This is a genomic window from Pseudoalteromonas sp. 2CM32C (genome assembly GCF_023161925.1).
Lineage (GTDB): Bacteria > Pseudomonadota > Gammaproteobacteria > Enterobacterales > Alteromonadaceae > Pseudoalteromonas > Pseudoalteromonas marina.
In genome coordinates, this window is record NZ_JALNTI010000003.1 from 390,507 (window position 1) to 414,662 (window position 24,156).

A 24,156-nucleotide genomic window follows, 5' to 3' on the forward strand; every position below is an offset into this window, starting at 1 on the left:
AAACTAAGATTTTCTTAGTTTAGGTTGGCGATGCATTTTTTAGTTCAAACAAAACCTTATCTAGATGAGGCGCTTGAAAGCTATTTGCTAAGGCTTGCAAGGGATAACTCATACGATGGCTATAGTGAGCTTGCTGATATTTTATGGCAATGGCTTGCAGAGCAAGATCATGATCTTGAAGGTGCGTTGCCGTTAGAGCTGAGTAAAGTTGATGTTTATCATGCTAGGCAAGCGAGTAGCTTTAGAATAAGAGTGCTTAAGTTGGTAGCTCAATTAGCTGATGTAAACGCTGGTGATATTCTTGCGCTTGCATGGCGGCGCAGTAACTTTAAATTTGGCAACCTAGCAGCAGTAAGCCGTAATGAGCTGATAGTTCCTCTTGAGTTACTTCGCACTGATAACATACCTGTTTGCATTGAATGCTTGTCTGAATCTTCATATATTCCTTTTTATTGGCATTTAAAGCCCTATAAGGCGTGCCATAAGCATAAAATACAATTAACCACACATTGTGGTGAATGCCATAACTTAATTGATTACAGAGCTTCTGAGACGTTTTTAGAATGTGGTTGCGGTCATAAACTAACCAATAGTGAACAGTTAAACGATGCAGACTTTAAAATTGCATCTGCGCTTGCAAGTAATAACAGCCAAAAAATGGTGGGGTTAATATCTTGGTTTGCGAAGGTTAAGCAACTTGATGTAAGTGATGCAGACTTTAACTGCGCTTTTGTTGATTACTTTAGTACTTGGCCTAATGGTCTTACTGCTGAATTAGATTTACTCACAAATAATGCGCGGCTCAAACAACTTAATCCTTTTAATAAAACTAAATTCAACTCTGTGTATGGAAATGTGATCTGTGATGCTCAAATAGCTGTAACAAGTAACCGTAAAAACAAAGTAATTGATGAGATTATTAATTATGTTGTCGAATTAGTTGATAGTAACCCTAAAGCTAAACATCCAAATATTGCAGACTTACTGCTTTGTACTTTTGATGCCGCAGTATTATTAAATACCACTACCGAGCAAGTTTATAGGCTTCATCAAGAAGGCTTTTTAAACTGCGCTTACCCACAAAAAAAGCACGAACAGCTCAGAGCTGATAGCCATGTTTTTTATTTACGCCAAGTTATAGAGCTACAGCAAGCATTCGCTGCTGAAAAGCCTCAAACAAAAAAACAATTTATAGCGCCGTGGTAACTTATGAACTTACAAGATGCATTTGCAATTGAATCATTAAAAGAAAAAATCACAGCACTTAGAAAGTTATTTGCTCCATACATGCCTCATGTTGCGGTAGATGGCTTTGAAGAACAAGCCCTGACTGTGCTCATTAACCTAGTTTATAAACGAAGTGAAATTGATGATTTAACAAGTACGAGAACCGCTAAAATTGTATTACGCGATGAAGTGTTACTGAGTAAATGTATTAACGAAGTTAAATGGTTTCATACTCATAATTTAAAATACCCTGATATACGAGTAAGCCATCAACGTTTAATTAGTGAAGTTGTAAGTGAAGATATTGCGGGTATTTGTAGCCGGTCATTACCTTTAAGTTTTGGATGGTCGCACAACAGTGCTGAAATTAATCATGCAAAGCTATTTTTAACCTCATTTACTTGGCAAGGCGAAGTGACTTGTTTAGCAAAGTTATTAATAGCTGAAGAGCCTGTTTGGATCAATTTAATAAGAGCATACGGGTTTACTAAAAAGGCGGTTTTAGACATCGCGGGGAAAATAAAACAGCATTTGCCAGTGGCAGAGCGCCCGTTAGAAGTAAGCTCTTTTTCACCACAATTACAAATGCCATTTCAGCAAAGCTACCTTGCGGTTACGCCTGTAGTAAGCCACGCAATGCTGGCTAAAATTCAGCAATTAACAACAGATCGTAAGTTAAATTTTGCTTTAGTTGAGCACTCAAGACCTGCCAATGTTGGCGATTTAGCAAGCTCAGTAGGCGGCAATATAAGAGTGCTGCGTTACTTTCCTAAAACATATTCAAAGGCTGTTAACCGCTCTAAAGTAGCCAATAATGATATTGAGAAAGCATTTAAAATTCGTGCGCTATTAAGTAGTCAATTTCAACAGGCGCTTTTGGTGTTGGTAGGCATTAAACAGTTTAATACGTTAAGGCAAAAACGATTAGCGCGAGTAGCGGCTATTAGGCAAGTACGTGTTAGCTTGCAGTTATGGCTTGATAATATTCTTGAAGCTAAAAATAACGCGCAAAACCAAGTTTACCCTGAGTGGGTAAGGCATTACTTAGATCAGAGTATTACTAACTGTATTAGCCAATTTAGTAACGTACTAAATGAGAGCCTTGGTAATTTAAGTAAGCTCAAACGCTTTGCGTATCACCCTAATTTAATGGGACTGTTTAAAGCGCAGTTAAACTATGTATTTACTCACTGTGCAGCTGAACAAGAAATATTAAATGATGAGCAGATAGTGTATGTACATTGCCAAGATATGCGAGTGTTTGATGCTGAGGCAATGGCTAATCCGTATATTCAAGGCATGCCGTCACTTACTGCTTTAAATGGGCTTGCTCATAACTTTGAGCGTAAGCTAAAAAACTTTATAGACCCTTCAATTAAGTGTATTGGCAGTGCTATTTACATTGAAAACTATCAATTACATACAGGTAAACCATTACCTGAGCCAAGCAAGTTAAAACAAGTTGCAGGGCGTAGTCATGTAATAAGATCAGGAATTATCGATAAACCTAAATGTGACATAACACTCGATTTAGTATTTAGGCTTTTCGTATCAAATGAAGAGATACTTAATAAGTTAAATAGTCAGCTTATAAAGCCCGCACTACCATCTGCGTTTGCAGGCGGCACTATGCATCCACCTTCGTTGTATCAAAATATAGACTGGTGCCATTTACATACTACACCGAGTGAGCTGTTTAAAAATATAAAGACAAAATCGTTAAATGGCAGTTGGTTGTACCCTTCAAAAAAAGTAGTCAAAAGTTTTGAACAATTGATTGATGCCCTTGACGGTAACTTTAATTTAAGACCCGCTGCAATTGGCTTTGCTGCGCTTGAAGAACCCGTAAAGCGAGATGCAGCATTACATGAACACCATTGTTATGCAGAGCCCGTAATTGGGTTGTTAGAGTGTGTTAGCAATACATCAGTAAAGTACGCAGGCGCTAAGCAGTTCTTTCATGACGCATTTTGGGTTATGGATGTTCAAAAAGAGTCTATGCTTATGAAAAAGTCTAAGTTTGAGTATGAATAATGCAATTACCTCGGCACTTAAGTTACACGCGTTCGCTCTCACCCAGTAAAGCGGTGTTTTTTTATAAAACACCGGAGTCTGATTTTGAACCGTTACAAATAGAGCAAAATAAATTAGTTGGGCAAAAGTCAGGGTTTGGCGATGCGTATCAAAAGCAAAATGTGGCTAAAAATTTAGCGCCACAAGATCTTGCTTTTGGGAACCCTCAAACAATTGATGTGTGCTACGTGCCTCCAACAGTAAATGAGCTATTTTGCCGTTTTTCACTCAGGGTTGAGGCTAATAGCATTGAGCCACATGTTTGTGATGACCCTAAAGTTATTTATTGGTTAAAACGGTTTTTTGAAACCTATAAAAAACACAATGGCCTTAATGAAGTTGCAACTCGCTATGCTAAAAATATACTGATGGGAAACTGGCTTTGGCGTAACCGTCAATCACCGGATGTTGATATTGAAATCCTTACTGAGCACGCTGCTCCAATTATTGTTGAAGGTGCACAAAAACTAAAGTGGCAGAGCAATTGGCAAAATAATCAAACAGCACTAATAACATTATCAGAAGCTATTCAAGAAGGGCTTAGCAACCCTCAAAATTATTGTTATTTAGATATAACCGCAAAAATTAAAAATGCATTTAGCCAAGAGATTCACCCTAGTCAAAAGTTTGTAGATACTGTTGAACAGGGGATGTCATCTAAACAGCTTGCATACACTCAAGTAGGTGATAAAAAAGCAGCAAGTTTAAACTCACAAAAAGTAGGGGCTGCTATTCAAACTATCGATGATTGGTATGAGGGAGGTTACAAACCTTTGCGCACTCACGAGTATGGTGCAGATAAGCAAATATTAGTTGCACACAGAACACCTAAGAGCCATTCAGACTTTTATTCATTACTCCCGCGCATTGCTTTGCATATTAAGCACATGGAAAAGCATGGTTTAGAGCAAAGTGAAAAATCAAATGCAGTTCACTTTATTGCGGCAGTGTTGATAAAAGGTGGCTTGTTCCAAAGGAGTAAAGCTTGAAGCGCTATTATTTTGCTATTACTTATTTACCTAAAAATTGTGATGTAAGCCTTCTTACTGGGCGGTGTATCGGCATATTGCATGGGTTTATGAGTGCACGCGAAATAAGTAATATTGGTGTGTGCTTTCCTAAATGGAATGAGCAAACAATAGGTAATGAAGTAGCGTTTGTATCAACAGATAAAAAGCAATTAATCAATCTATCTCAGCAAAGCTATTTTGAGATGATGGCGCATGATAAGTTATTTGGCTTATCAAAAATACTTGATGTACCAACAGAGCAAAATGAGGTTATGTTTATTCGCAACCAATCAGTAGCCAAAGCTTTTGTTGGCGAAAAGCAAAGGCGGTTAAAACGCGCTAAAAAAAGAGCTGAAGCCAGAGGCGAAGCCTACAATCCAGAATATAAATTTGAGGCAAAGGACATAGGCCACTTTCATTCAATACCCGTATCAAGCAAAGGCAATGGTCAAAGTTATGTTTTGCATATACAAAAAGTCGAAAAACCTGAACCAATAAATAATCACTTTAACAATTATGGCTTTGCTACAAATCAAACATTTCTAGGTACGGTTCCTTCTTTAAATATCCTTTTTTAATAGTTTTAAAACACCCTATAATTTTCAATGAGTTATCTGATTGATTAAAAATAAGGGTAAATAATTTAAATACGTTTAACAGTTTGGTATTTATAGGAATTTAAACTATTTTTAATAGTGAACTGCCGAGTAGGCAGCTGAAAATTATGAGCAAATAGAGCTAACAAAGGAAGAATAGTGAACTGCCGAGTAGGCAGCTGAAGTTAGGCCAGGAAGTAAACAACCACATCTTGTGACTTTTAACTGCCGAAAAGGCAGAGGCTAAATAAAAAGAGCCCAGCAAACGCTGAGCTCTTTTTATTTGAATTCGATTAAGGTATGAGCTATTTGTGTTTATTCAGGCTTGAGCTGTTTTTTGTTATCACAGATAATTTTATCCTTATCATCTAAGCCATAAAGTTTTTCGTTACCGCTCAGTTTCTCAAAATGCTTAGAAAAATCCTGTTCTAAATTAGAGTTAATAGCTTCGTCAAAATTATCCATAAATACAGCTTGTTCAGTGGCGCTAAGATCATCTACGGACAGCCGACCATCTAATGCAGCTTTTACGTTGTCGCAACCGAATTTCACCGATTTATCAGTGGTGTTGCTAGTTTTTATTGTTTTAGCCATATTAAACTCTAAAGTATAAGTAGGTCTCATCTTCTAATAATATTATTAAGTTGCTTATAAATACAACTATTCTTCTTCAAATCCATCGAAGTATGGAGCCATGTTTAGTCCTCCGACTCCATATAAAGAGAGCCTGTTTTTTAACCTTAATCGGAAATGTTTGTCTGCTGTTGGAATTCTCGCGCAATCGACGTAGAGGTTTTTTAAAAAGTACCCGGCTGAAGAAGCTCTAACCCTCTTTTTTAATACACCGTCGATCATATTGAACTCATTGATTACACCGCGAGTGTCTTCCAAGCTAGGGTGGGGAATTATTTCAAGATCAATTTGTCTGTTCCATTGAATATCTTCTGTTTTAAGCTCAAGCTTATTAGGTGTCTCTTTTTCAATTATCTTTGCGCCGAGAAACCGAGATATAACAAAGTCCCCAAACCTATTTTTACATCTATCAAATGCTCGCACGTGCCATCTTGATCCATTATACATATATGAATGCGGGACTAAGTTCTTGGTACTAGAGCCGCTAGAATTGGAAAAGTATTCGGCCTCTAAAGCTCTTTGCGAAAGAATTGCTTTTGTTATTTCAGTAACAATCCTAAGATCCGGCTCGTCAATGATATCAAGTGTTTCATTTGAAACATATGAATGAGAGAAGCTTTGGATTTCTTTACCAGTTAGTTGAGCTAAGACTTCAGAGGATTTAAAGTTAAACAGTGGCTGCCAACTATCGCTAAGTACATAACTTTTAGAGCTTGATGTTTCCGAGATATTATTAGGCATTAGCTTCTTATACTCCGCTATATCTCTACTTGCAGCAGCTGTTCCTACTCCAAATTTCTTAACAAGATCCGCTCGAGAAAAACTACCTAAAAATCTTAAACAAAATTCTATATAAGTTAATCTTGAAACTTGTGCGGCTGGTAAGTGCTTGAGGCTAATCATACTAAAATGACTCCAACATTTGTGTTCCCCTACAAATATCACAGAGTAATCAATGGTACAACATTGAGATTCAATATGAACCTTTAAAGAACAAAAAGAAAACCACAAAAATACATTGACCGAATCATAATGATACTGTAGTTTATAAATTATACTGTTCGTGGTTGTGTTTTGACCGCACCTTAATTACAGAATTCTAACGATTTGTTTGAATCATAGCTGGATTGACTCATCAGGTCAGTAGTGAGTACTGAGGTTAGTAGTATTGATGATACGAGAGAGCACTATCGCTTTAGAGCTATTTATTTAAATCAGGAATATATGAAAAGATGTGGAAAAATATATTAGTCGCAGCATTGAGTGCATTATTTACGTTTGCAGGTAGTTACTACTTTTATTCTGAGAGCTTAGCAATATCAAAGTTAGATCTACACAAAGATTATGACGATAACTACTTCTCAAAACCTAAATTCCCTTCCGATGATATAATTCTCACTGTGAATAAGATAGAAAAAGAAAAGATTGGTTTATTGCAAATCTCACTACTTAACTATACGGCTAAAGATTACTTGGATATTCCCATAAATTTTAAATTAACACCTAAAGAACTATCTAATTTTAAGGTGTTAGCTTATTCAGTGGTAGGGCATGGTGATGTAAATGACCTCGTTAAAGAGCCAAAAAAAATGGAATTTGATGGTAACTCGTTTAATTTCTCCTTCAAAGTTTCAGCCATCAATCGGACTGAAAAATCAGACTACGGTATTCAACTTAGAATTTTATTTGAAGGTACAGAGGAACCAAACATTAGAGCTTTTGCTAAAGGAGTTGGAATAAGAGATTTCGATATAAATAATAGCCCATATCAAGAGACTATAAGTAAGAAATCATTATTGATATTCATAGGAGCTTTAGTTTGTTTCTGTTTAGTAATGTTTATTCTGATGATTTTTATTTTAAATCCCGTGATGTCTATTCTAACTCGCAAATCGGACATAAAAAGTCGTCAAAAATATGCAGAATCTCTCTTTGTAGCGATCAAAAACGAAAATTTACTACCTGGTAAAACTGATCCTCAAATTGCAGAGTTTATTGCTGATATGCTCTACAGAAGACAATGTGAATGGTGGGATAAAAGATCCCCTATTGCTAAATGGAGTTTAGGATTAATGGCTCCTGAGCGAAAAGAACATTTATTTTAATTTATTACCTGTTGTTATTTATGTTTTTGGTTGGTGGTCGAGATGTAATTCTATAATTGGAAGTAAATTAAATCAGTTTAAATTTACCTTAAATACGATTGAGAATAAAAAAGAAGAGAGTTGCAAGATGCTTAAAATAATTAAAGTAACAACATTATCAGTACTTATTGCAGTCACGGGGTGTGTATCAATTCCTTCAGAAGCTCCAGAATTATCAGTTGAGTTAGGTAAGCGAATTGCTGCAATTGAAGAATCAAATATCACACTTTTAAATCGATTCTTTGATCAGAAGCGAAAAGAAGTGGATAAGTTTATAGAGGAAGAGTGGGTTCCTGAATTTGCAAATCACTTCTTTTCCAATAAAACAATTTCTGATGCATGGGAAACGATTGTTAGTGAAGATGATAAAAAGCAAAGATTACTGTTTTTAGTAAAAACTGGCCCAAGACTTATAAAGAAAATCAATGAAAAAAGACTAGAGCTAATTCAGCCCCTTGATGCCCTTGAAAGACGTATCGAGCTAAAAATTAGAGAGGAATATACGCAGGCTAGAGCGATCAATAATAGTATTACTAGTTTTTTATTATCCGCATCTAAGGTCGCAGATAATAGGAATCGTTACTTAGAAATTGTTAATACAACCGATGCGAGCATAGGAAGGTTGATTGACGAAACAGATGATGCGGTTTCTGTTCTTATTGAAAAGAAAGATATTTTGGAAGATAAATCAGAACGTTCACAAAAATTTTTAGGTAAAGTCCGAGAAATACGAGATTCTATTTAATTAAGGGGAGAGATTAAAATGACGATAAATTGGGATGAATTTGATAGTGAGATCGATTTAATAATCGAAAATTCTGCTGAGGCTACAGATGAAAAATTAGCATCAAGTATTTCTTCAATTACTCGAATGACTGATGAAGAAGTTAAGGAGTTATTTCCTAGCCCAGCAGATGTAAAAAAACTTACCGAATTAATGAAAATAGTTAAATCTTCGCAAAATAGAAACGAGAAGATTAATAATATCGTTGCTAAATCTGAAGAGCTGGGCGGTGTGATTTTATCCCTTTTACAAAAATTTGCTTAAGTGAATCAAAAATAGAAAGTTAAGTTTAGCCTAAAAACACTCTTAGACAGCAGCAGTCTTGTTCTAATTACAGTTTAAAACAAGTTGTACCAAGAAGTTAATTTAGATATTAATAGGAATTGAGATAATGTCAAAACCAATGATAAGTACTACTGAGGAATTAGAACAAGCTAAAAGCTTATTAAGTAAAACAGTACCTATGTACCGTAGGGCCTATAGTGATAGAACAGCATGGTTAATGGCATGTTTTGCTGAGCTGGCTTATGTTAGATTTAACCCTCCAGTTATTAATGATGTTCTCAGACTTAAGCTAGAAAAGATTTTTTCTTCAAGTAAAAATAGCGACAGTCTTCTAAAAGGTGCAATCCAATTAGCTGTTGATAAGTTTACTTATGATCACAATGAAGAAAAAATCTTACTCGAAAATCAGCTAAAACTTATAGATGCTGAGCTTGTATCAACTTTTAATGCTCAAGGAAGCCAAGCAGTTCTAATTAAAACTAATGAATTTGTTGTGCTATCCTTTCGTGGTACTGAGCCAACAGAGTTAAAAGATATAAAATCGGATGCAAATGCTGTTTTGACGAGGTGTGTGACTGAAGGAAGGGTGCACTCTGGCTTCCATGATGCTTACAACCTCATTGAGATGGATATTAATAAATCACTTGAGCAATTCAAAGAGTTACCTCTTTTTATTACAGGTCATTCACTTGGTGGGGCGCTTGCAACAATAGCTGCAAAAAGGATTAACCACAAAGGAGGTAATGCAGCGTGTTATACATTTGGCTCTCCTAGAGTATCGGATGATCATTGGCTTATGACAATGAAAACACCTATCTATAGAATTGTAAATTCGTCAGATGGTGTAACTATGGTCCCGCCCGCAGATGTTCTTATCACAACTACCTCTTGGTGTTTAGGGTTTATTCCCGCCATAGGAGATAAGCTTAAGTCTGGTCTTCGCGAAAAGTTTGGTCAATATATTCATGGTGGCGATATGCGCTTTCTAACCAATGTTAAGCCTGGAGAGTATTATAAAACTCGCTTGTTAACTCACGTAGATATTTGGTATCGGCTGAAAGGTTGGATGAGAAAACAGTTTACTTGGAAGAAATTTGGTACTGATCACAGCATGAGAGTATACCGCTCAAAGCTTGCATTTGTTGCTTTAGATAGAAATTAATTTCGAAGTGTAATTATATTTTTGGCTTCAATTAAAGGGTCTGAAACGACCCTTTAATTAATAACGTACGATCTCTTTAAACATGAATTTACTCCTACTTTTGTTCAAAAATATCTACCCTTGATGTCTGACTCTCTAGCGAAATTTATTACAGCTAAAAATGACACATCGCAAGTCAGTATGCTTTATTTTATTAATCTCGTTGCTTGAGCTAAATTCGGTAACTTTATGCCATTATATGCTTCAATATTATGCCAAGTTATACTTTACTGGCGCCGCTATGGCTCAATAAAACCGAGTTTGGCTATGCCAACTTATACTTCAAACAACATTGGGTGACTACAGCTAATCAATTTAAAAAACTTTAACCAAATACACACAAGTTTATTTTCTGATATTCCCTATATTTCTGCCATATAGACAACACTTAGATATTGCGCAATAATGAAATAATACGTTAACGTTAACGCTACACATGTTAAATCAGATGCCCAAGGGTTGTTGTAATGTCTCAAAGAAGTAAGTGGGCACTAGCTATTTTATTAGGGTTAATAGGCGGGTTGGTTAACCTTTTACCCCTGTATTTTTTCGATAGTTCTGAATTTTTATTTGGACAATTTTTTGTTTTATGCAGCTTAGTATTCACTGGACTGCGTTATTCCTGCCTTACGCTCGTAATTGTCTCAAGCTTTTTACTCTATAGATGGGGGCACTGTTGGCCCAGCATAGTTTATTTGTTGGAGCTTTTATGGCTTTATATTTTTTGTTTAAGGCGCTCTAAACCTATTTTACCCTTAGGTGCCGTATTTTGGTTTTTAGTTGGACTGCCTATCATTTGGGGTATAGGCCAGTTTGTAATGGATTTAGCATCGCTAACGCTTATTGTTGCAGTGTTTAAATACCTGGTAAATGCATTAATAAGCTTAGCACTCGTTGATTTGATGAGCATATTTGTTCCCTTTGCTAGTCGTGCTTATCAAGGACGCCCACTAGCCCGTATTCTTAGCTATGTTGTCAGCGTAATTATTGTTTTGGTTGTTCTTATTACAAGTGTTTTTTTGGTGAACGATCATCACTCACGCATAGAGTATGAGGTAAATGCTCAGCTTGAAGAAAAAGCGAAATCAATTAGCACACAGTTGAATGACTATTTACAGTTTCATAAAAACGCGGTGGTAATGAGCAGTGATGCCATAGGTGGTGGAATTACTATACAACAACAGTTAACGCAGTTAATGGATTTATACCCAGGTTTTACTACAAGCTTATATGCAATGCCAAATGGCTATGTTGCTAAAAGTATTCCCAGCACATTATTAGAAGGACTTAGTGAAGAAAAGCGCTTTGTAAACGACCGCCCTTATTTCTCTCAAGCTAAACAGTATCCTCAAGGTTATAGCAGTGGTGTGTTTCAGGGGCGTGGCCTTGGTAACGAACCTATAGTTGCACTTTCTGCGCCTATTTACAGAAATGATGAGTTTTATGGTGTAGTGGAAGGGTCGTTAAAGCTTGAACGTTTAGAGCAATATATACCGAATTTGTTTAACCAAACTGGTGAGCTAATTATACTCGATGCTGAGCAAAGGATTGTTTTTAGCTCATTAGCACAATTTGACATTTTGGCTGACTTTAAAACTTTAGATTTTACGATAAGTAACTTGGGCGATAATCAACTGTTCCGTTCTGTTAATAATGAAGTATTTCATACCAATCAGTATGTTGATACTGTTAGTAAATGGCAGGTCATCACGTTTTACAATCGTAAGCACTTAACAAAGGTAGTAGCAAGTGCCTGGTTACCAACAATATTATTTAGTGCAGTGTTGATATTTTTAGTGGTGTTGTTTATACATCATTTGTCTAACTTATTAGTTCAGCCAATTATTGGTTTAACTAATTTAATGCATGGTTTTGATAAATCAGAAAAACAACATTTTAATACAGAGTCTAGTTGGTACGAAGTACTGCAGCTACAAGAGCAGTTTAAGATGCTGGGAAGTGCGTTAAGGGACTCAATAGAGAGCTTACAAGCGTCTAATATTAAAAATCAGGATCTAAATAAACAGCTAAGCCAATTTAACCAGCAATTGGAAGTTAAAGTGGCAGAGCAAACAGATGAGCTAACAAAAGCAGTTAAATCTGCTAATGAAGCTAATAAAGCTAAGTCACAGTTTTTGGCCAATATGAGTCATGAACTGCGCACGCCTATGAACGGCATCTTAGGTATGGGTGAGGTATTACTTCGTGATACCACCCTTACTGATGAGCAGCGTGACCTTCTTGAAACACAACAAAAAAGCTCAAAAAATTTACTACAAATATTAAATGATATTTTAGATTTTTCTAAAATTGAAGCTAACGCTATGCAAATAAGCCCCCGTGCTACTTTGCTTGCTCCGTTTATAGAAAATATCCACTCGTTATTCTCACCCATTATTCATTCTAACAATGTTGAGTTTATTATTCAGCGCAGCCCAGACTTACCCGATTGCTTAAATGTAGATGACTTGCGTTTAAATCAAATAATTATTAACTTATTGTCAAATGCACAAAAGTTTACTCAGGCTGGGTTTGTGCGTTTATCGTTTGATTACAAAGATGAGCAACTGACGGTAAGTGTGTCTGATAGCGGAATTGGGATTGAAAAAGAGCAGCAACTATTACTTTTTAGTGAGTTTACCCAAGCAGATGCTAGCGTAGCTCGTAAGTATGGCGGTACAGGGCTTGGGCTGGCTATTTGCCAAGGTTTGATTAAAAAAATGGAGGGTGAAATAACCCTCAATAGCGTGCCAGGTTTGGGCAGTACGATTAAGTTTTCGATACATGCACCTGAAGCGAAAATTGTCGATTTAGCAAAACGTGTACGAGAGCAATCTTTACCAGATTTGATCAATAAGCATATTTTGCTAGTAGAAGACAATCCGATAAATCGCCAAGTAATTGCAAAAATGCTAGAGCCAACAGCTGTTACTATTACAATGGCAAACGACGGTTTAGAAGCGCTTAAAACATTAAAAAGTAATGTGTTTGATTTAATTTTAATGGACTGTCAAATGCCTAATATGGACGGTTATGAATGTACTATACGCATTCGCGAAAATGAAATAGGGGAAGATAAAAGGGTTCCAATTATCGCTATTACAGCCAATGCATATGAAGAAGATAAGCAGCGTTGTTTAGATGTAGGTATGGATGACTTTATTTCAAAACCGGTTAACTCTCAGGGGTTATATAGTGTTATTGCTAATAACTTTACAAAGATAGGTTAAGTATAATTGATAAAGGCCAGACAAAATATGGCCTTTATGAATGGCGCTTTAATTTTATATAAAATCGAGAGTAAGCAGTAACCTAGGGCTACTCATAGTTGTCGGGACAGGGGGTGAGCGATGCACTAAACCTGCGCCTTCGTTTTCATCCCAGTATTCGCCTTTAAGCAGTGCAACATCGCCTTCTGTTAGCTGGTTAATATTATTTAGGCTTTTAATTAAGCCAGACTCCTCATCAGGCTTACCTAAATTACCAGTACCGAGTTTTGAGCGGCTTACATCGCTGTGATTTAACCATTGCGTTGCAACGCCTTGATAAGTAGTCACTAATCGACACGGAATTTTGTCTACATGAAAACGCGGGCACATGGGTTTATCTAATATTTTTAGCCTTAAACCGGCGCGTTTTAAATCAAACAGGCAGCAAAACATTTCAACCAACAGTGCAATGTCTTCACACAAAGCTTTAATTTCATCGCTGTTATTATCTTCAGGCTTAAGCGCTTTTATTAATTGATCAAACGCATCATCGGGCGATACCGCAAGCTCAATTGGTTTTAAAGCATTAGCGCTAATGAGTGTATTAACTGCACTTGTTAATGTTTGCTCAAGGTCTCTTTGCCAAATAACAATGTTAGTGTCTTGGTTATAAATTTGTGGCAATACATTGGCATTACTCTCTATAGCTGCTCTTCGATATAGCGGTTTAGCCGGTTTTACTTGGGCTGTTATTGGGGCTAGGGCATTCATTACTCTTCCTCCCAAATAGGAAACGGGTCATTAAAGGTTTTCCAAAAATCTTTACCTTTAAGTACGGCATCTTCTGGGAGAAGGCAGTCATCAAGCGCTTTAATCATGGCTTTTTTATCTAACGACTGACCAATAAAAACAAGCTCTTGGCGCATGTCACCAAAGGGCTCTACCCATTTACTATTTATATCAGCAAGTAGATCGGGCTCTGTGGGCCAGTCTTTTTTAGGTATTGCTTTATAAAACATGCCTGCAAACCCGTAATGCGCTATACCGCCAGCTTGGCTCCACTGCGCGCAAAATAAAGGGCGCGTTGCGAGCCAAAAATATCCTTTAGAACGAATGAGCTTGCCAAATTGCTCGGTGTTGTGCAAAAAGTTATAAAACTTTTCAGGATCAAATGGGCGGCGCGCGGTGTAATTAAAGCTGCTAATACCATACTCTTCGGTTTCGGGAATATGTTCACCACGCACTTCTTTAAGCCAACCCGATGCTTGTTGGGCACGTTCAAAATTAAATAAACCGGTGTTTAGCACTTCGTTAATATTAATATGGCCGTTTGAAGTAGGAATAATGTTAGCTTGAGTATTGAGCGTATTTAAAATGGCAGTGAGTCTATTTAATTCATCGTTTGTAATTAAATCAGTTTTACTAATTAAAATAACATCAGCAAATTCAACTTGTTCAACAAGTAAGTCGGCTACGCTTCGCTCGTCGTCTTCTCCTAATGATTCGCCGGTATCTTGTAAATCATTTGCTTGTTCGTAGTCGTTTAAAAAGTTAACCGCGTCAACCACTGTTACCATGGTATCGAGGGTGGCAACATCACCAAGTGAAACCCCGTTTTCGTCGGCAAAGGTAAATGTTTCGGCAACTGGGAGGGGCTCAGATATACCGGTTGATTCAATAACGAGGTAATCAAAACGCCCCTCTTTGGCAAGTTTGCCCACTTCAACAAGTAAATCTTCTCGTAGGGTGCAGCAAATACAACCGTTGCTCATTTCGACTAGTTTTTCGTTACTGTGATTGAGCGATACATCACTTTTAATTGTTGCGGCATCGATATTTATATCGCTCATATCGTTAACTATGACGGCGACTTTTTTACCTTGCCTGTTATTAAGAATATGACTAAGTACAGTAGTTTTACCAGCCCCCAAAAAGCCTGATATCACTGTGACGGGCAGTTTATTTATCATTTAATAATCTTACTAAAGTGCATTTTTAGATATGTTATATTATATCAATATTGTATTCCAGTAATGCTAATTAATTTATTCAAAGCTGAGCTGCAGATTTAATGTATTGCTAAAATACTCTTCACACGAAAAATAAAGGTGAATATGAAATTATTTACATTGCGCATGATAATGATAGTCGTTATCATTTGCGTTGCCTTGTAATCATCTTCTCTGGATCAACATGTTTAACCAAAAATATTTGGCGCTCAGTATTGCTGCGTCTTTTTCTGCTTTTTCTAATGTGGCATTTGCCGAGCAAAATAACGAAATTGAAACAATTGAAGTAACAGGCCGCGCTCAGCAGTTTTACCTAGAAACCGAAAGTAAAATTGGGACTAAAACGGATTTAGATCTTATTAAATTACCGCAATCTGCGCAGGTATTAACCGAGCAGCTTATTATTGACCAAGCCGCGCGCGACATTACCGATTTATACCGTTCAATAGCCGGAGTAAGTGAGTACAGTTATTCAGGCGTTACTTTTCGTGGTTTTAGAGACGATGCCAATGTATTTTACGATGGCGTACGTGGCGACCCGTATTCGGGCTTTGGTGTACCGCAATTATTTAATGTAGCGCGTGTAGAAGTATTAAAAGGCCCAGCCTCTGCGTTATATGGTGGTGGTGAGCCAGGCGGTATGATCAACTATGTGACTAAAAAGCCTTCGTACACGCAAAGCAAAGAGCTAAAGCTAACGCTTGGCAATTACAACACACGTGGTGCATCACTTGATATGACCGGCGGTTTAACCGACACCATGGCGTATCGTGTAGGTGGTTATTACGAGGAGCAAGACAGCTTTCGTAATAATGCAGATTCAAAAAACAGTGAGTTTACCGGTGGTTTATTATTTGATTTAACAGATTCAACCACACTAACCACAAGTGTTGACTACATCAAACAAGACTTAGGCGGTAACCGTTTACGTGGTGTACCGGTAGGTGATAACGGTAATTTTTTAGTTGACCCAAGTTACAACGCAAACGAAGCATTTGACTACCAAGACATGGAAGCGTTAGTGCTGCAAGGTAAACTAAAGCATTACTTTAATGATGATTTTTCTGTAAGTAGCACACTTCGTTACATGGATAACGAACGCGACCAAGCCTACCATGAGTCGCAAAGCTGGGTAGATGTAAACGGCGATGGTGAAGCCAACATTGATGACGAAACCATTAAACGCGAATACCGAAAGCAATACCGCGCCAACGAAGAAACAAGCTTAACCACCGACTTTGTTTATAGCTTTGAGCAAGGCCAATTAGCACACCAAGTATTATTTGGTGGCGACTACCACATAGTCGATACCGAGTACGATTACTTACGCGCCCGCTATGAAGCAGACGGTGTGACTAACTTAAACATATTTGACTTAAATTACGGCGAAACCGACCCACGTACTTATAACCTGACAGACATGAACCGCGATGGTGTTGAAACCGACCGTTTTGGCGTATACGTACAAGACGTTGTAAGCATTAACGAGCAATGGACCGTGATTGCCGGCCTGCGTTACGATTATTTTAAAGAGCTAAACAAAGAAACCGGTTACAGTTACTCAGATAACGATGTAACCCCGCGCGTGGCAGTTACATACCAACCCGTTGAAAACACATCGGTATACATAAATTACTCAGAAAGCTTTAACCCAGCATCGTCGGGCGATCAAGAAGATGTAGAAGGCGAGGGTAATTTAACCCCAGAAACCGGTAAACAAACCGAAATTGGTATGAAAAACAAATGGCTTAATGGCAAAATTATGAGCACCTTTGCTATTTACCAAATTAATAAAGAAAACGTGGTAATGAGCAACCCTGACGACACTGGCGCGGGTGATGGCATTGCAGCACTTTTAAATATTGGTGAGGTAGAAAGCCGTGGGTTTGAAACAACGCTGGTGGGCGATTTAACCGAATACTGGACGCTAACTGCTAACTACGCCTATAACGATACGCTAGTTGTTGAGGGGGTAACGGGCGATACTATTTCAAGCACCTACGGTGATGGCTCTCGCTTTGCTAATGCCCCACGCCACCAAGCTGGTTTATGGTCGCGTTTTGCGCTTGATAGCATCGACTCGTCTATAGCATTTGGCGCAAATTACGTAAGCGAGCAAATAAGCCAAGACGGCCAAAAAGTTAAACCCTTTACCGTATTTGACATGAGCTGGACTACCCGCTTTGACGATGTGTTATTAAGTGTAAATATTAATAATATATTTGATAAAGAATATGCAGTAAGTGGCTTTAGTGAGCGTAACGGCCACTTCCCGGGCAGCCCACGTGAAATAGTAGGCCAAGTAACCTATAAATTTTAAAGTAAATTAAGTGCGAGCTTATCTCGCGCTTAATTTTTATCAGTATTAAAATTAGCGGCTTCTTGCGATGTATTAATGGCTGTAATAGGGAAGGGGATCACAATGCCTTCTTGGTTATAGCGTTTATGGAGCGCTTTAATAAAAGCAGATTTAACCCAAAACCGATTAAAGTACTCTTTTGCGCGCAGCATTACGGTAAAATTAATACTTGAGTTATCAAAGGTGTGATACACCACAAAGGTATTGTAATCATCAACACCCCATTCATGGTCAATCAGTACTTGGCGCGCAACTTCAAGCGTTACTTGCTCTACAAATTCTAGGTCTGAGCTGTAATGTACGCTTACATCAACAGGCACACTCAGCTCTTTTTCGGGGTAAAAGTAATTAATAATACGCGATTTAGAAAGCTGACTATTAGGAATAATAATCATATTATTTGGCAGCATTTTAACCCACGTAGAGCGCCAACCAATTTTTTCTACAAAGCCTTGCTCCTTTGACTCAAGCTCAATAAAATCACCTACGCGTATGGGTTTATCAATAACGAGCTGTACGCCCGAAAAAAAGTTTTCAAGAGTGGGTTGCAGAGCAAGTGCCACCGCCAATGACGTAATACCAAGAGATGCAATAATAGGTGTAATTGAAATACCCAATGTGCCTAATAAAACCAACAACCCTACTGAAAACAATGTAACGCGAATAACCCCCTTAATAATACTTTGAGAATTGAATATAACGGCTGATTGTTTAGAGTAGTGATTAACCGTGCCAATAATAAAGTGATTTAAAAAGAAAATAAGCGCAAGTAAAGCTAATACAATATTGATGCTGTTGAACGGAATTCGCTTCGCTAACTCGGGGTCAATAACGAATGTATCGTGCTCCAAAATGGTGATTAGCACAATAAATGTGCAAAGCGTGAGTGGTTTAGATATTGAATCAAGAAGTAGGGTATCGAAGGTAAAAGTGGTTTTTGATGTCCACTTTTTTAACCAATACATTATAAAAAAACGAATAAAAAACAAGAGTATAGTTATGAGTAAAAGGTAAGCTACTGTACTCAACCAAGGGGTGTTGTTAATAACGTCAAGCGTATTTTTGAGCATAACTTAAACCTAATAAATATATTTATATTTATTACAGCAAGTTATGTACCTATGTTTAGAATAAAAAAGGTGTATTGCCGAGACAAGCTCGGCAATAGTGGATTATATTTTTTTGGCCAACCACATTCCACCCAGTACCGAGGCAAAAAACAGCCAAAACTCCATTTTGAGTGACACTAACTGAACCAAGCCAGGGCCTGGACATATACCACTCAATCCCCACCCTAAACCAAACAAAACAGAACCCGTAATTAATCTACGATCTACATTTTTTAGATTACTCAGGCTAAATGATTCACCAAATAAGGGGCTGTCTTTTTTAGAAACCCAAAACCACGCTAACATCATTATTCCCATGGCTACCGCCATTACAATAATTAAACTGCCATCCCAGTTCTCGCCAAAGGTTAAAAAATTGAGTACTTTATCAGGGTTAGTCATTCCACTAATAATAAGACCTATGCCGAAAATAAAGCCTAAAAACACCGATGTAATTGCTTTCATGTTTTATCCAATTAAGTTAGCAGTGATAACGGCAACAAGCATAAACACACATGTTGAAACCCAAGAGCGAGTAGAAAAACGCGACATACCACACACGCCATGCCCGCTTGTACAACCATTAGCAAGTGAAGTACCTACACCCACTAAAAGTCCCGCTACAATAATTAACCAAGAGGGTATATTTAAATCGCCCTCTAATAATTCAGGTGCAATAAATGAGGTAGCAACGCCTGCAATTAGTAAACCTGCAATAAAGCATACTTTCCATACATTATCGGATTTTAATGGGGTGAACAGCGATTTAACTAATCCTGAAATACCGGCTACTTTGCCAAATAAAACCAGTAATAGTGCGCAGGCTATACCTATTAAAGCACCGCCTAAAGCGGCTGAAATGGGCGTAAATTCGGTTACCATTTTAAATCCCCCAAACAATAGATACACCAACACCAGACTGCTGCATTTCAATTGATAATTGTTGGTTAGGCGCTAAAAAGTTTGCACCCGATACTTTTTTAGCTGGCGAGTAAAAAGCCATAGCGTTTAATTGTACTTTTTCGCTAACTTCATGACTAAAACCCGTTGTAAAATGCCACTCTTGTACACCCGGCGCTAAAATATTAAATAACACCTCAGACGATGGAATAGGCTGTTGCGTGTATGAAACACCAAAGCGAATTTTTTGTTTTGCAGTGCGCTGCCACTGATAGCCTAATTTATATATATCCATATCTTCCCAGCCAAACCCTGCACCTGCGCTTGCACCTAAAGGTGCAGACATTAAGTTACTCATTGGATTGGCGATGCTTTTAACTTCACTGTAGTTTATTTTTTGCCAATCAAATACAACTTGGTTTGTAGGCGTTAACTTATAAGCGGCACCAATTTGAATCGAGCTTGGTAAATCAAAGCCACCGTTTTCTGCGAATAAACCTTTATAGCTATCAAACTCTTCCATAGACACCGATGAGCGGTAACTGGCACCCCAGCTAAACGATGTGCCTACGGTTTGAGTTATACCTACTTGTACACCTAAACCTGTGCTGGTGTCGGTGTCATTATTTGTAAGCGCTTGGGGCGATTGCGAAAAAGGCGCAAAGTTTCCAAGGCCTGTCGCTTTAAACTGTTGCACAACATAAATAGGTGAAACACCCACTTTTGTTTGCTCATTTAACTGGTAGTTAATAGTTGGGCTAATAAACATCTGCTTTAAATCAACGCCAGTCGTGCCAGCATAAAATGTGCCTTCGGGTTCTGACTCGGCGTTGTAGTCGGTGTTCATGCCGCCATTGCCGTAAACTAATAAGCCAATATTTATTTTGTCATTGAGCTGGTGGCCAATGGCAAATTCAGGAATAGCAAATAACGTGTTATCACTTTTTTGGGTTTTTGCTTCAAGATAAAGCGCATTAGGATAAAACGTACCTACAGATGAAGCTGTGTATTTTCTATCAGGTGAAAATAACTCTAACCCAACTGAAATTTCAGTGTCATTTACATTAAAGCTAGCAGGATTATTTGCACCCGACATCAACTCTTCCGATAGCGCAACACCCGCACCCGCCATGCCTTTGTGGGTCATGCCATAACCATGAGTAAAATACCCATTGGTAGCAAGTGCGTTAAAAGAACCTAGGGTAAAGGTTAGGGCCAAACCAGATACTAACTTATTTTTCATTTTGACAGACATGCGTAGTTGGAAAAGGCGGACAATAGCTAATTTTCTATATTCAAAAAAGGAATTTAAATCGATTACTTATAGTAAAAAGGAATATTAAGGGTGGGTAGTGAATTCAATATTTAGCGCAGTAACTTCTTAATCCTTGCATACAGCAGTTGAATCAATCATTTAACTAAAAAACACAAAGCGGTGAGAGGGTTCACCGCTTTTTATTTGGCTAATTACATAGACTCAAGTGTTTTACCACGGGTTTCATTAATGTATTTAGCCACAAAAAATATGCTTATAAGTGCCGATAAAGCGTAAAAGCCGTACGCACCTGCGAGGCCAATATTAGCCAGCATAATAGGGAAGGTCATGGTAATGGCGAAGTTAGCAATCCACTGTGCGCTTGCAGCAACTGCAAGTGCTGCGCCGCGAATACGGTTATTAAACATCTCGCCTAATAACACCCACACAACCGGGCCCCAACTTAAACCAAAAAATACCACAAATAAGTTAGCCATAATAAGCGCAAATGTACCCATGTTATCGCTAAGTGCAAGCTTGCCTGCTTCATCAAGGCCTGCGCTGCCAAATATATAAGTAAGCGCACTTAAGCTAATAAACATACCCACACTGCCCACAAGTAAAAGTGGTTTCCGACCAATTTTGTCAACAAGGGCAATAGCAATAAAGGTCGATACAATATTAGTAGTACCCGCTAATACATTTATAAATAGCGATTGCGACTCGTCAAACCCAGCAGCTTGCCAAAGCTCAGAGCCGTAATAAAATACCACGTTAATACCTACAAATTGCTGAAATACACTCAGCGCAACACCCGCCCAAACAATTGGGTGTACTTTTTTACTACCATCAATAAATAAATCACGAATACTCGGCTTTTTATCGCTATGCAAAGAGCTTTTAACATCGCTTATTTGCGCATCAGCACTGTCGTTCGAAATTTTACTAAATACCGTTTTTGCATCGTCTACTTTACCTTGCGCCACTAAATAACGAGGCGACTCAGGAATAAACAACACACCCACTAAAAACAGTATTGCAGGCACAAGCTCAACCCAAAACATCCAGCGCCAAGCGGCTATATCAAGCATTAAAATGTTTTGCGCACTACCTGCCGCATCAGCAATTAAATAGTTACTTAAAAACGCAGCAAACAAGCCCAATACAATAGCGAGTTGTTGAAGTGTAGCTAAACGACCACGAAGTGCGGGTGGTGCAACCTCTGCAATATAAGCCGGCGCCAATACCGATGCAGCACCAATACCTAAGCCACCAAATAAGCGGTAAAAAATAAACTCGGCCGAGCTTTCGCTAATGCCTGAGCCAAACGCACTAATAGCAAAAATAATCGCGGTGATGATCATAATGGCACGGCGACCAAATTTATCAGCCAGTGGCCCCGCAGCAAGAGCCCCCACGGCGCACCCTAATAATACCGATGCCACATTGAAGCCCGTAGCCACACTGCTTGAATTAAACGCATTACCGAGCGCCGACACCGTGCCGTTAATAACGCCCGAGTCAAAACCAAATAAAAAGCCACCAATAGCAGCCACTGCAGAGATAAAAATTACATAAAAAAGAGAGCATGTGCCCAATGTGTGCGCCGAGCTATGACTGCTCGGCGAGATAGGTGATGTCATAATTGTGTGTCCTGGTTTTTATTATTGTGTACTTTACTAAATTGAGACGTGTGGTGCAGCGTATTTTAGGCGAATTTTATCTGGGCTAACTCTCTCATAATCAATATTAAAATTATTGTTTAATACTTCTAATAGTCCTTTAATATCGCCCGTTTTAAACATGCCAGCTACTTGTACTTGTTTGAGACGGTCATCTTCTGAAAGCTCAAAATCTATGTGTGTATAGCGGCTGATTTCAGCCATTGCTTCAGCAAGTGATTCACCTCTAAATATTAAGCTACCTTTGCGCCACGATAATCTAGCGGCTACATCCATAGGATCAACTTTTTCGACCGCTTTAGCAATTTTACCTTTAAAGCTTAAATCAAGTTTTTCTCCCTTTGACACCGAAGTTGAACTATTTGATAAATACTGTCCTTGTTTATTAGTCCCCAGGGAAAGGTTGGGTAACGATTCGGCTTTTTGCTCTGCAACAAGGACTTTGCCATCTGTCACAATGAGTTCTATTTGCTTTTGACCTACTTCTACATTAAATGCAGTACCAACAGCCTGAATAACTTTATCACCAGCGATAACACTTAAAGGACGCGTTTTATCGTGAGCTACGTCTATATGAATTTCGCCACGCAGTAAATTTATTACGCGAGAGTGTTGGGTATACCTCACTTGAACGAAGCTATTTGTGTTTAAGGTGATTTTGCTTTTATCAGAAAGCAGTATGTCCTTACTTTCACCTACGTCGGTTTGAAAATTAAGTTGTTTAGCAACCACTGCTGACTGATTAACTGGGTAAAAAAATGAAAAGTTAAACGCTTCTTGAAAAAGGCTAAGTGCAACCGCTAATAAAATAGAAGCAGCAGTTGCACCCAACCACATAGGGAGACGTTTTTGTTTTACTGGTGTTTGTGGAAATAAATCTGACAAACGACTGAGATCGTCCATTTTATCCCACAGCTTTGCTACCTCAAGTAACACTTCTACATTTTTATAAGATTGTGCTAACCATTGCTTTAGCGCTTGCTCTTCAGATTTAGTCAATCCACGATCAAGTTTAGCCAGCCACTCACTGGCTTCATCAAGGCGCGAATCGTCGCTAGTGTTTCGCTCGTTTATGTGATGAATATTAGTCATTCCTACCTCCTGCATTTAGCTGGGAAGAAGTATTTGGTTGCTCATAAACACTTTTTTTAGATTGACGCATAAATTGCGTACAACGTTTCATGCCTGTTGCTATATGTTTTTCCACGGTACTTTCACTAAGGTTTAATTGAGCAGCAATTTCTCGCTGCGAATAACCATACACTTTTTTTAATACAAACACTTTGCGGCACTGCACAGGTAAAAGCCGTATGGCTTCACAAAAATTAGAAAACTCACTATCGGTTAGTGCTTTTTCATACATTTCGTCTTGCTGATGCTCCGCTAAGAGTTGCTCTAACGCTTCCATGTTGTCGATCCCATCGACTAGGCGTATATTGGCTTGCTTTTGGTAATCGAGCGCTAAATTTCGCGCCGTTTTATAAATAAAAGATTTTGGTGAGCTTATGTTTTCAGTGTTTTTAATCTGACAAATTCGCACATAAGTTTCTTGCACTATATCTTCAATTTCATGTGGCGGCACTATGCGTGCAACTACATTTGAGAGACTTTTGCGCGAGGCCAAATAGACCTTATAAAAAAGTGTGTCTTTCGTCATTTAGTGTGTGTCTCGTGTGTGTG

General features: G+C 38.2%; 21 protein-coding genes. 10 read left to right on the forward strand and 11 right to left on the reverse strand.

Annotation, left to right across the window (positions count from 1 at the left end; translation table 11 throughout):
- The first annotated feature begins 30 nt into the window (after nt 1-30).
- The 4 genes from MTF67_RS08770 to cas6f are packed head-to-tail and all read left to right on the forward strand — an operon-like array spanning nt 31 to nt 4,888.
- Nucleotides 31-1,206, forward strand: coding sequence for a TniQ family protein (locus MTF67_RS08770; RefSeq protein WP_248519293.1), 1,176 nt, complete (start codon nt 31-33; stop codon nt 1,204-1,206).
- 3 nt (nt 1,207-1,209) lie between these two features.
- Complete coding sequence (locus MTF67_RS08775; RefSeq protein WP_248519294.1) at nt 1,210-3,261, forward strand: type I-F CRISPR-associated protein Csy2; 2,052 nt, start codon at nt 1,210-1,212, stop codon at nt 3,259-3,261.
- Nucleotides 3,261-4,289, forward strand: coding sequence for a type I-F CRISPR-associated protein Csy3 (csy3, locus tag MTF67_RS08780; protein WP_248519295.1), 1,029 nt, complete (start codon nt 3,261-3,263; stop codon nt 4,287-4,289). Before MTF67_RS08775 ends, csy3 begins: the two co-directional genes overlap by 1 nt.
- Nucleotides 4,286-4,888, forward strand: coding sequence for a type I-F CRISPR-associated endoribonuclease Cas6/Csy4 (cas6f, locus tag MTF67_RS08785; protein ID WP_248519296.1), 603 nt, complete (start codon nt 4,286-4,288; stop codon nt 4,886-4,888). Before csy3 ends, cas6f begins: the two co-directional genes overlap by 4 nt.
- A 333-nt stretch (nt 4,889-5,221) precedes the next feature.
- On the opposite strand, the gene MTF67_RS08790 is transcribed toward cas6f, so the two are convergent.
- Complete coding sequence (locus MTF67_RS08790) at nt 5,222-5,500, reverse strand: hypothetical protein (protein WP_248519297.1); 279 nt, start codon at nt 5,498-5,500, stop codon at nt 5,222-5,224.
- A gap of 66 nt (nt 5,501-5,566) precedes the next feature.
- Nucleotides 5,567-6,442 carry a WYL domain-containing protein gene (locus tag MTF67_RS08795; protein WP_169020724.1) on the reverse strand — a complete coding sequence of 292 codons (876 nt, stop codon included), beginning with the start codon at nt 6,440-6,442 and terminating at the stop codon, nt 5,567-5,569.
- Nucleotides 6,443-6,771: 329 nt separating this feature from the next.
- On the opposite strand from MTF67_RS08795, the gene MTF67_RS08800 reads away from it, so the two are divergent.
- The 5 genes from MTF67_RS08800 (at nt 6,772) to MTF67_RS08820 (ending at nt 13,183) form a co-directional block, all read left to right on the forward strand.
- Entirely contained in the window at nt 6,772-7,644 is an 873-nt protein-coding gene (locus MTF67_RS08800; protein ID WP_248519298.1) for a hypothetical protein, read from the forward strand.
- Between the two features lie 127 nt (nt 7,645-7,771).
- Nucleotides 7,772-8,428: a hypothetical protein gene (locus tag MTF67_RS08805; RefSeq protein WP_248519299.1), complete on the forward strand. Its 657-nt coding sequence runs from the start codon at nt 7,772-7,774 to the stop codon at nt 8,426-8,428.
- 18 nt (nt 8,429-8,446) lie between these two features.
- Nucleotides 8,447-8,731: a hypothetical protein gene (locus tag MTF67_RS08810; RefSeq protein WP_169020727.1), complete on the forward strand. Its 285-nt coding sequence runs from the start codon at nt 8,447-8,449 to the stop codon at nt 8,729-8,731.
- A gap of 127 nt (nt 8,732-8,858) precedes the next feature.
- Nucleotides 8,859-9,914: a lipase gene (locus tag MTF67_RS08815; protein WP_248519300.1), complete on the forward strand. Its 1,056-nt coding sequence runs from the start codon at nt 8,859-8,861 to the stop codon at nt 9,912-9,914.
- A gap of 506 nt (nt 9,915-10,420) precedes the next feature.
- Nucleotides 10,421-13,183, forward strand: coding sequence for a response regulator (locus tag MTF67_RS08820; protein ID WP_248519301.1), 2,763 nt, complete (start codon nt 10,421-10,423; stop codon nt 13,181-13,183).
- Nucleotides 13,184-13,237: 54 nt separating this feature from the next.
- Here the strand turns inward: MTF67_RS08820 and MTF67_RS08825 are convergent, their stop codons facing one another.
- Complete coding sequence (locus tag MTF67_RS08825) at nt 13,238-13,933, reverse strand: DUF1826 domain-containing protein (RefSeq protein WP_248519302.1); 696 nt, start codon at nt 13,931-13,933, stop codon at nt 13,238-13,240.
- On the reverse strand, nt 13,933-15,132 hold the full coding sequence (gene zigA / locus MTF67_RS08830; RefSeq protein WP_248519303.1) for a zinc metallochaperone GTPase ZigA: 1,200 nt from the start codon (nt 15,130-15,132) through the stop codon (nt 13,933-13,935). Before zigA ends, MTF67_RS08825 begins: the two co-directional genes overlap by 1 nt.
- A gap of 223 nt (nt 15,133-15,355) precedes the next feature.
- Here zigA and MTF67_RS08835 point away from each other — a divergent pair, with 223 nt between their 5' ends.
- The gene (locus MTF67_RS08835; protein ID WP_248519304.1) at nt 15,356-17,491 is read left to right on the forward strand and encodes a TonB-dependent siderophore receptor; all 2,136 of its coding nucleotides are present in this window, start codon (nt 15,356-15,358) and stop codon (nt 17,489-17,491) included.
- A 29-nt stretch (nt 17,492-17,520) separates the two neighbouring features.
- Here the strand turns inward: MTF67_RS08835 and MTF67_RS08840 are convergent, their stop codons facing one another.
- From MTF67_RS08840 to MTF67_RS08870, 7 genes are all read right to left on the reverse strand, one after another.
- On the reverse strand, nt 17,521-18,600 hold the full coding sequence (locus MTF67_RS08840) for a mechanosensitive ion channel domain-containing protein (RefSeq protein ID WP_248519305.1): 1,080 nt from the start codon (nt 18,598-18,600) through the stop codon (nt 17,521-17,523).
- 102 nt (nt 18,601-18,702) lie between these two features.
- On the reverse strand, nt 18,703-19,104 hold the full coding sequence (locus MTF67_RS08845; protein ID WP_248519306.1) for a DUF6691 family protein: 402 nt from the start codon (nt 19,102-19,104) through the stop codon (nt 18,703-18,705).
- 3 nt (nt 19,105-19,107) lie between these two features.
- Nucleotides 19,108-19,521, reverse strand: coding sequence for a YeeE/YedE thiosulfate transporter family protein (locus tag MTF67_RS08850; RefSeq protein ID WP_008129261.1), 414 nt, complete (start codon nt 19,519-19,521; stop codon nt 19,108-19,110).
- A gap of 1 nt (nt 19,522) precedes the next feature.
- Nucleotides 19,523-20,782: an outer membrane protein transport protein gene (locus MTF67_RS08855; protein WP_248519307.1), complete on the reverse strand. Its 1,260-nt coding sequence runs from the start codon at nt 20,780-20,782 to the stop codon at nt 19,523-19,525.
- Nucleotides 20,783-21,006: 224 nt separating this feature from the next.
- A complete protein-coding gene (locus MTF67_RS08860) occupies nt 21,007-22,437 on the reverse strand; it encodes a sugar porter family MFS transporter (protein ID WP_248519308.1) in 1,431 nt (476 codons plus the stop codon).
- A 36-nt stretch (nt 22,438-22,473) separates the two neighbouring features.
- Complete coding sequence (locus MTF67_RS08865) at nt 22,474-23,568, reverse strand: FecR domain-containing protein (protein WP_248519309.1); 1,095 nt, start codon at nt 23,566-23,568, stop codon at nt 22,474-22,476.
- The gene (locus MTF67_RS08870) at nt 23,561-24,133 is read right to left on the reverse strand and encodes an RNA polymerase sigma factor (protein ID WP_033025389.1); all 573 of its coding nucleotides are present in this window, start codon (nt 24,131-24,133) and stop codon (nt 23,561-23,563) included. Before MTF67_RS08870 ends, MTF67_RS08865 begins: the two co-directional genes overlap by 8 nt.
- Nucleotides 24,134-24,156 lie beyond the last annotated feature (23 nt).

What these genes read in the sequence shown, in the direction of transcription:
- MTF67_RS08770 (WP_248519293.1), top strand. Translation starts at nt 31, where the DNA reads ATGCATTTTTTAGTTCAAACAAAACCTTATCTAGATGAGGCGCTTGAA.
- MTF67_RS08775 (WP_248519294.1), top strand. Translation starts at nt 1,210, where the DNA reads ATGAACTTACAAGATGCATTTGCAATTGAATCATTAAAAGAAAAAATC.
- csy3 (WP_248519295.1), top strand. Translation starts at nt 3,261, where the DNA reads ATGCAATTACCTCGGCACTTAAGTTACACGCGTTCGCTCTCACCCAGT.
- MTF67_RS08790 (WP_248519297.1), bottom strand. Translation starts at nt 5,500, where the DNA reads ATGGCTAAAACAATAAAAACTAGCAACACCACTGATAAATCGGTGAAA.
- MTF67_RS08795 (WP_169020724.1), bottom strand. Translation starts at nt 6,442, where the DNA reads ATGATTAGCCTCAAGCACTTACCAGCCGCACAAGTTTCAAGATTAACT.
- MTF67_RS08800 (WP_248519298.1), top strand. Translation starts at nt 6,772, where the DNA reads ATGTGGAAAAATATATTAGTCGCAGCATTGAGTGCATTATTTACGTTT.
- MTF67_RS08805 (WP_248519299.1), top strand. Translation starts at nt 7,772, where the DNA reads ATGCTTAAAATAATTAAAGTAACAACATTATCAGTACTTATTGCAGTC.
- MTF67_RS08810 (WP_169020727.1), top strand. Translation starts at nt 8,447, where the DNA reads ATGACGATAAATTGGGATGAATTTGATAGTGAGATCGATTTAATAATC.
- MTF67_RS08815 (WP_248519300.1), top strand. Translation starts at nt 8,859, where the DNA reads ATGTCAAAACCAATGATAAGTACTACTGAGGAATTAGAACAAGCTAAA.
- MTF67_RS08820 (WP_248519301.1), top strand. Translation starts at nt 10,421, where the DNA reads ATGTCTCAAAGAAGTAAGTGGGCACTAGCTATTTTATTAGGGTTAATA.
- MTF67_RS08825 (WP_248519302.1), bottom strand. Translation starts at nt 13,933, where the DNA reads ATGAATGCCCTAGCCCCAATAACAGCCCAAGTAAAACCGGCTAAACCG.
- zigA (WP_248519303.1), bottom strand. Translation starts at nt 15,132, where the DNA reads ATGATAAATAAACTGCCCGTCACAGTGATATCAGGCTTTTTGGGGGCT.
- MTF67_RS08835 (WP_248519304.1), top strand. Translation starts at nt 15,356, where the DNA reads ATGTTTAACCAAAAATATTTGGCGCTCAGTATTGCTGCGTCTTTTTCT.
- MTF67_RS08840 (WP_248519305.1), bottom strand. Translation starts at nt 18,600, where the DNA reads ATGCTCAAAAATACGCTTGACGTTATTAACAACACCCCTTGGTTGAGT.
- MTF67_RS08845 (WP_248519306.1), bottom strand. Translation starts at nt 19,104, where the DNA reads ATGAAAGCAATTACATCGGTGTTTTTAGGCTTTATTTTCGGCATAGGT.
- MTF67_RS08850 (WP_008129261.1), bottom strand. Translation starts at nt 19,521, where the DNA reads ATGGTAACCGAATTTACGCCCATTTCAGCCGCTTTAGGCGGTGCTTTA.
- MTF67_RS08855 (WP_248519307.1), bottom strand. Translation starts at nt 20,782, where the DNA reads ATGAAAAATAAGTTAGTATCTGGTTTGGCCCTAACCTTTACCCTAGGT.
- MTF67_RS08860 (WP_248519308.1), bottom strand. Translation starts at nt 22,437, where the DNA reads ATGACATCACCTATCTCGCCGAGCAGTCATAGCTCGGCGCACACATTG.
- MTF67_RS08865 (WP_248519309.1), bottom strand. Translation starts at nt 23,568, where the DNA reads ATGACTAATATTCATCACATAAACGAGCGAAACACTAGCGACGATTCG.
- MTF67_RS08870 (WP_033025389.1), bottom strand. Translation starts at nt 24,133, where the DNA reads ATGACGAAAGACACACTTTTTTATAAGGTCTATTTGGCCTCGCGCAAA.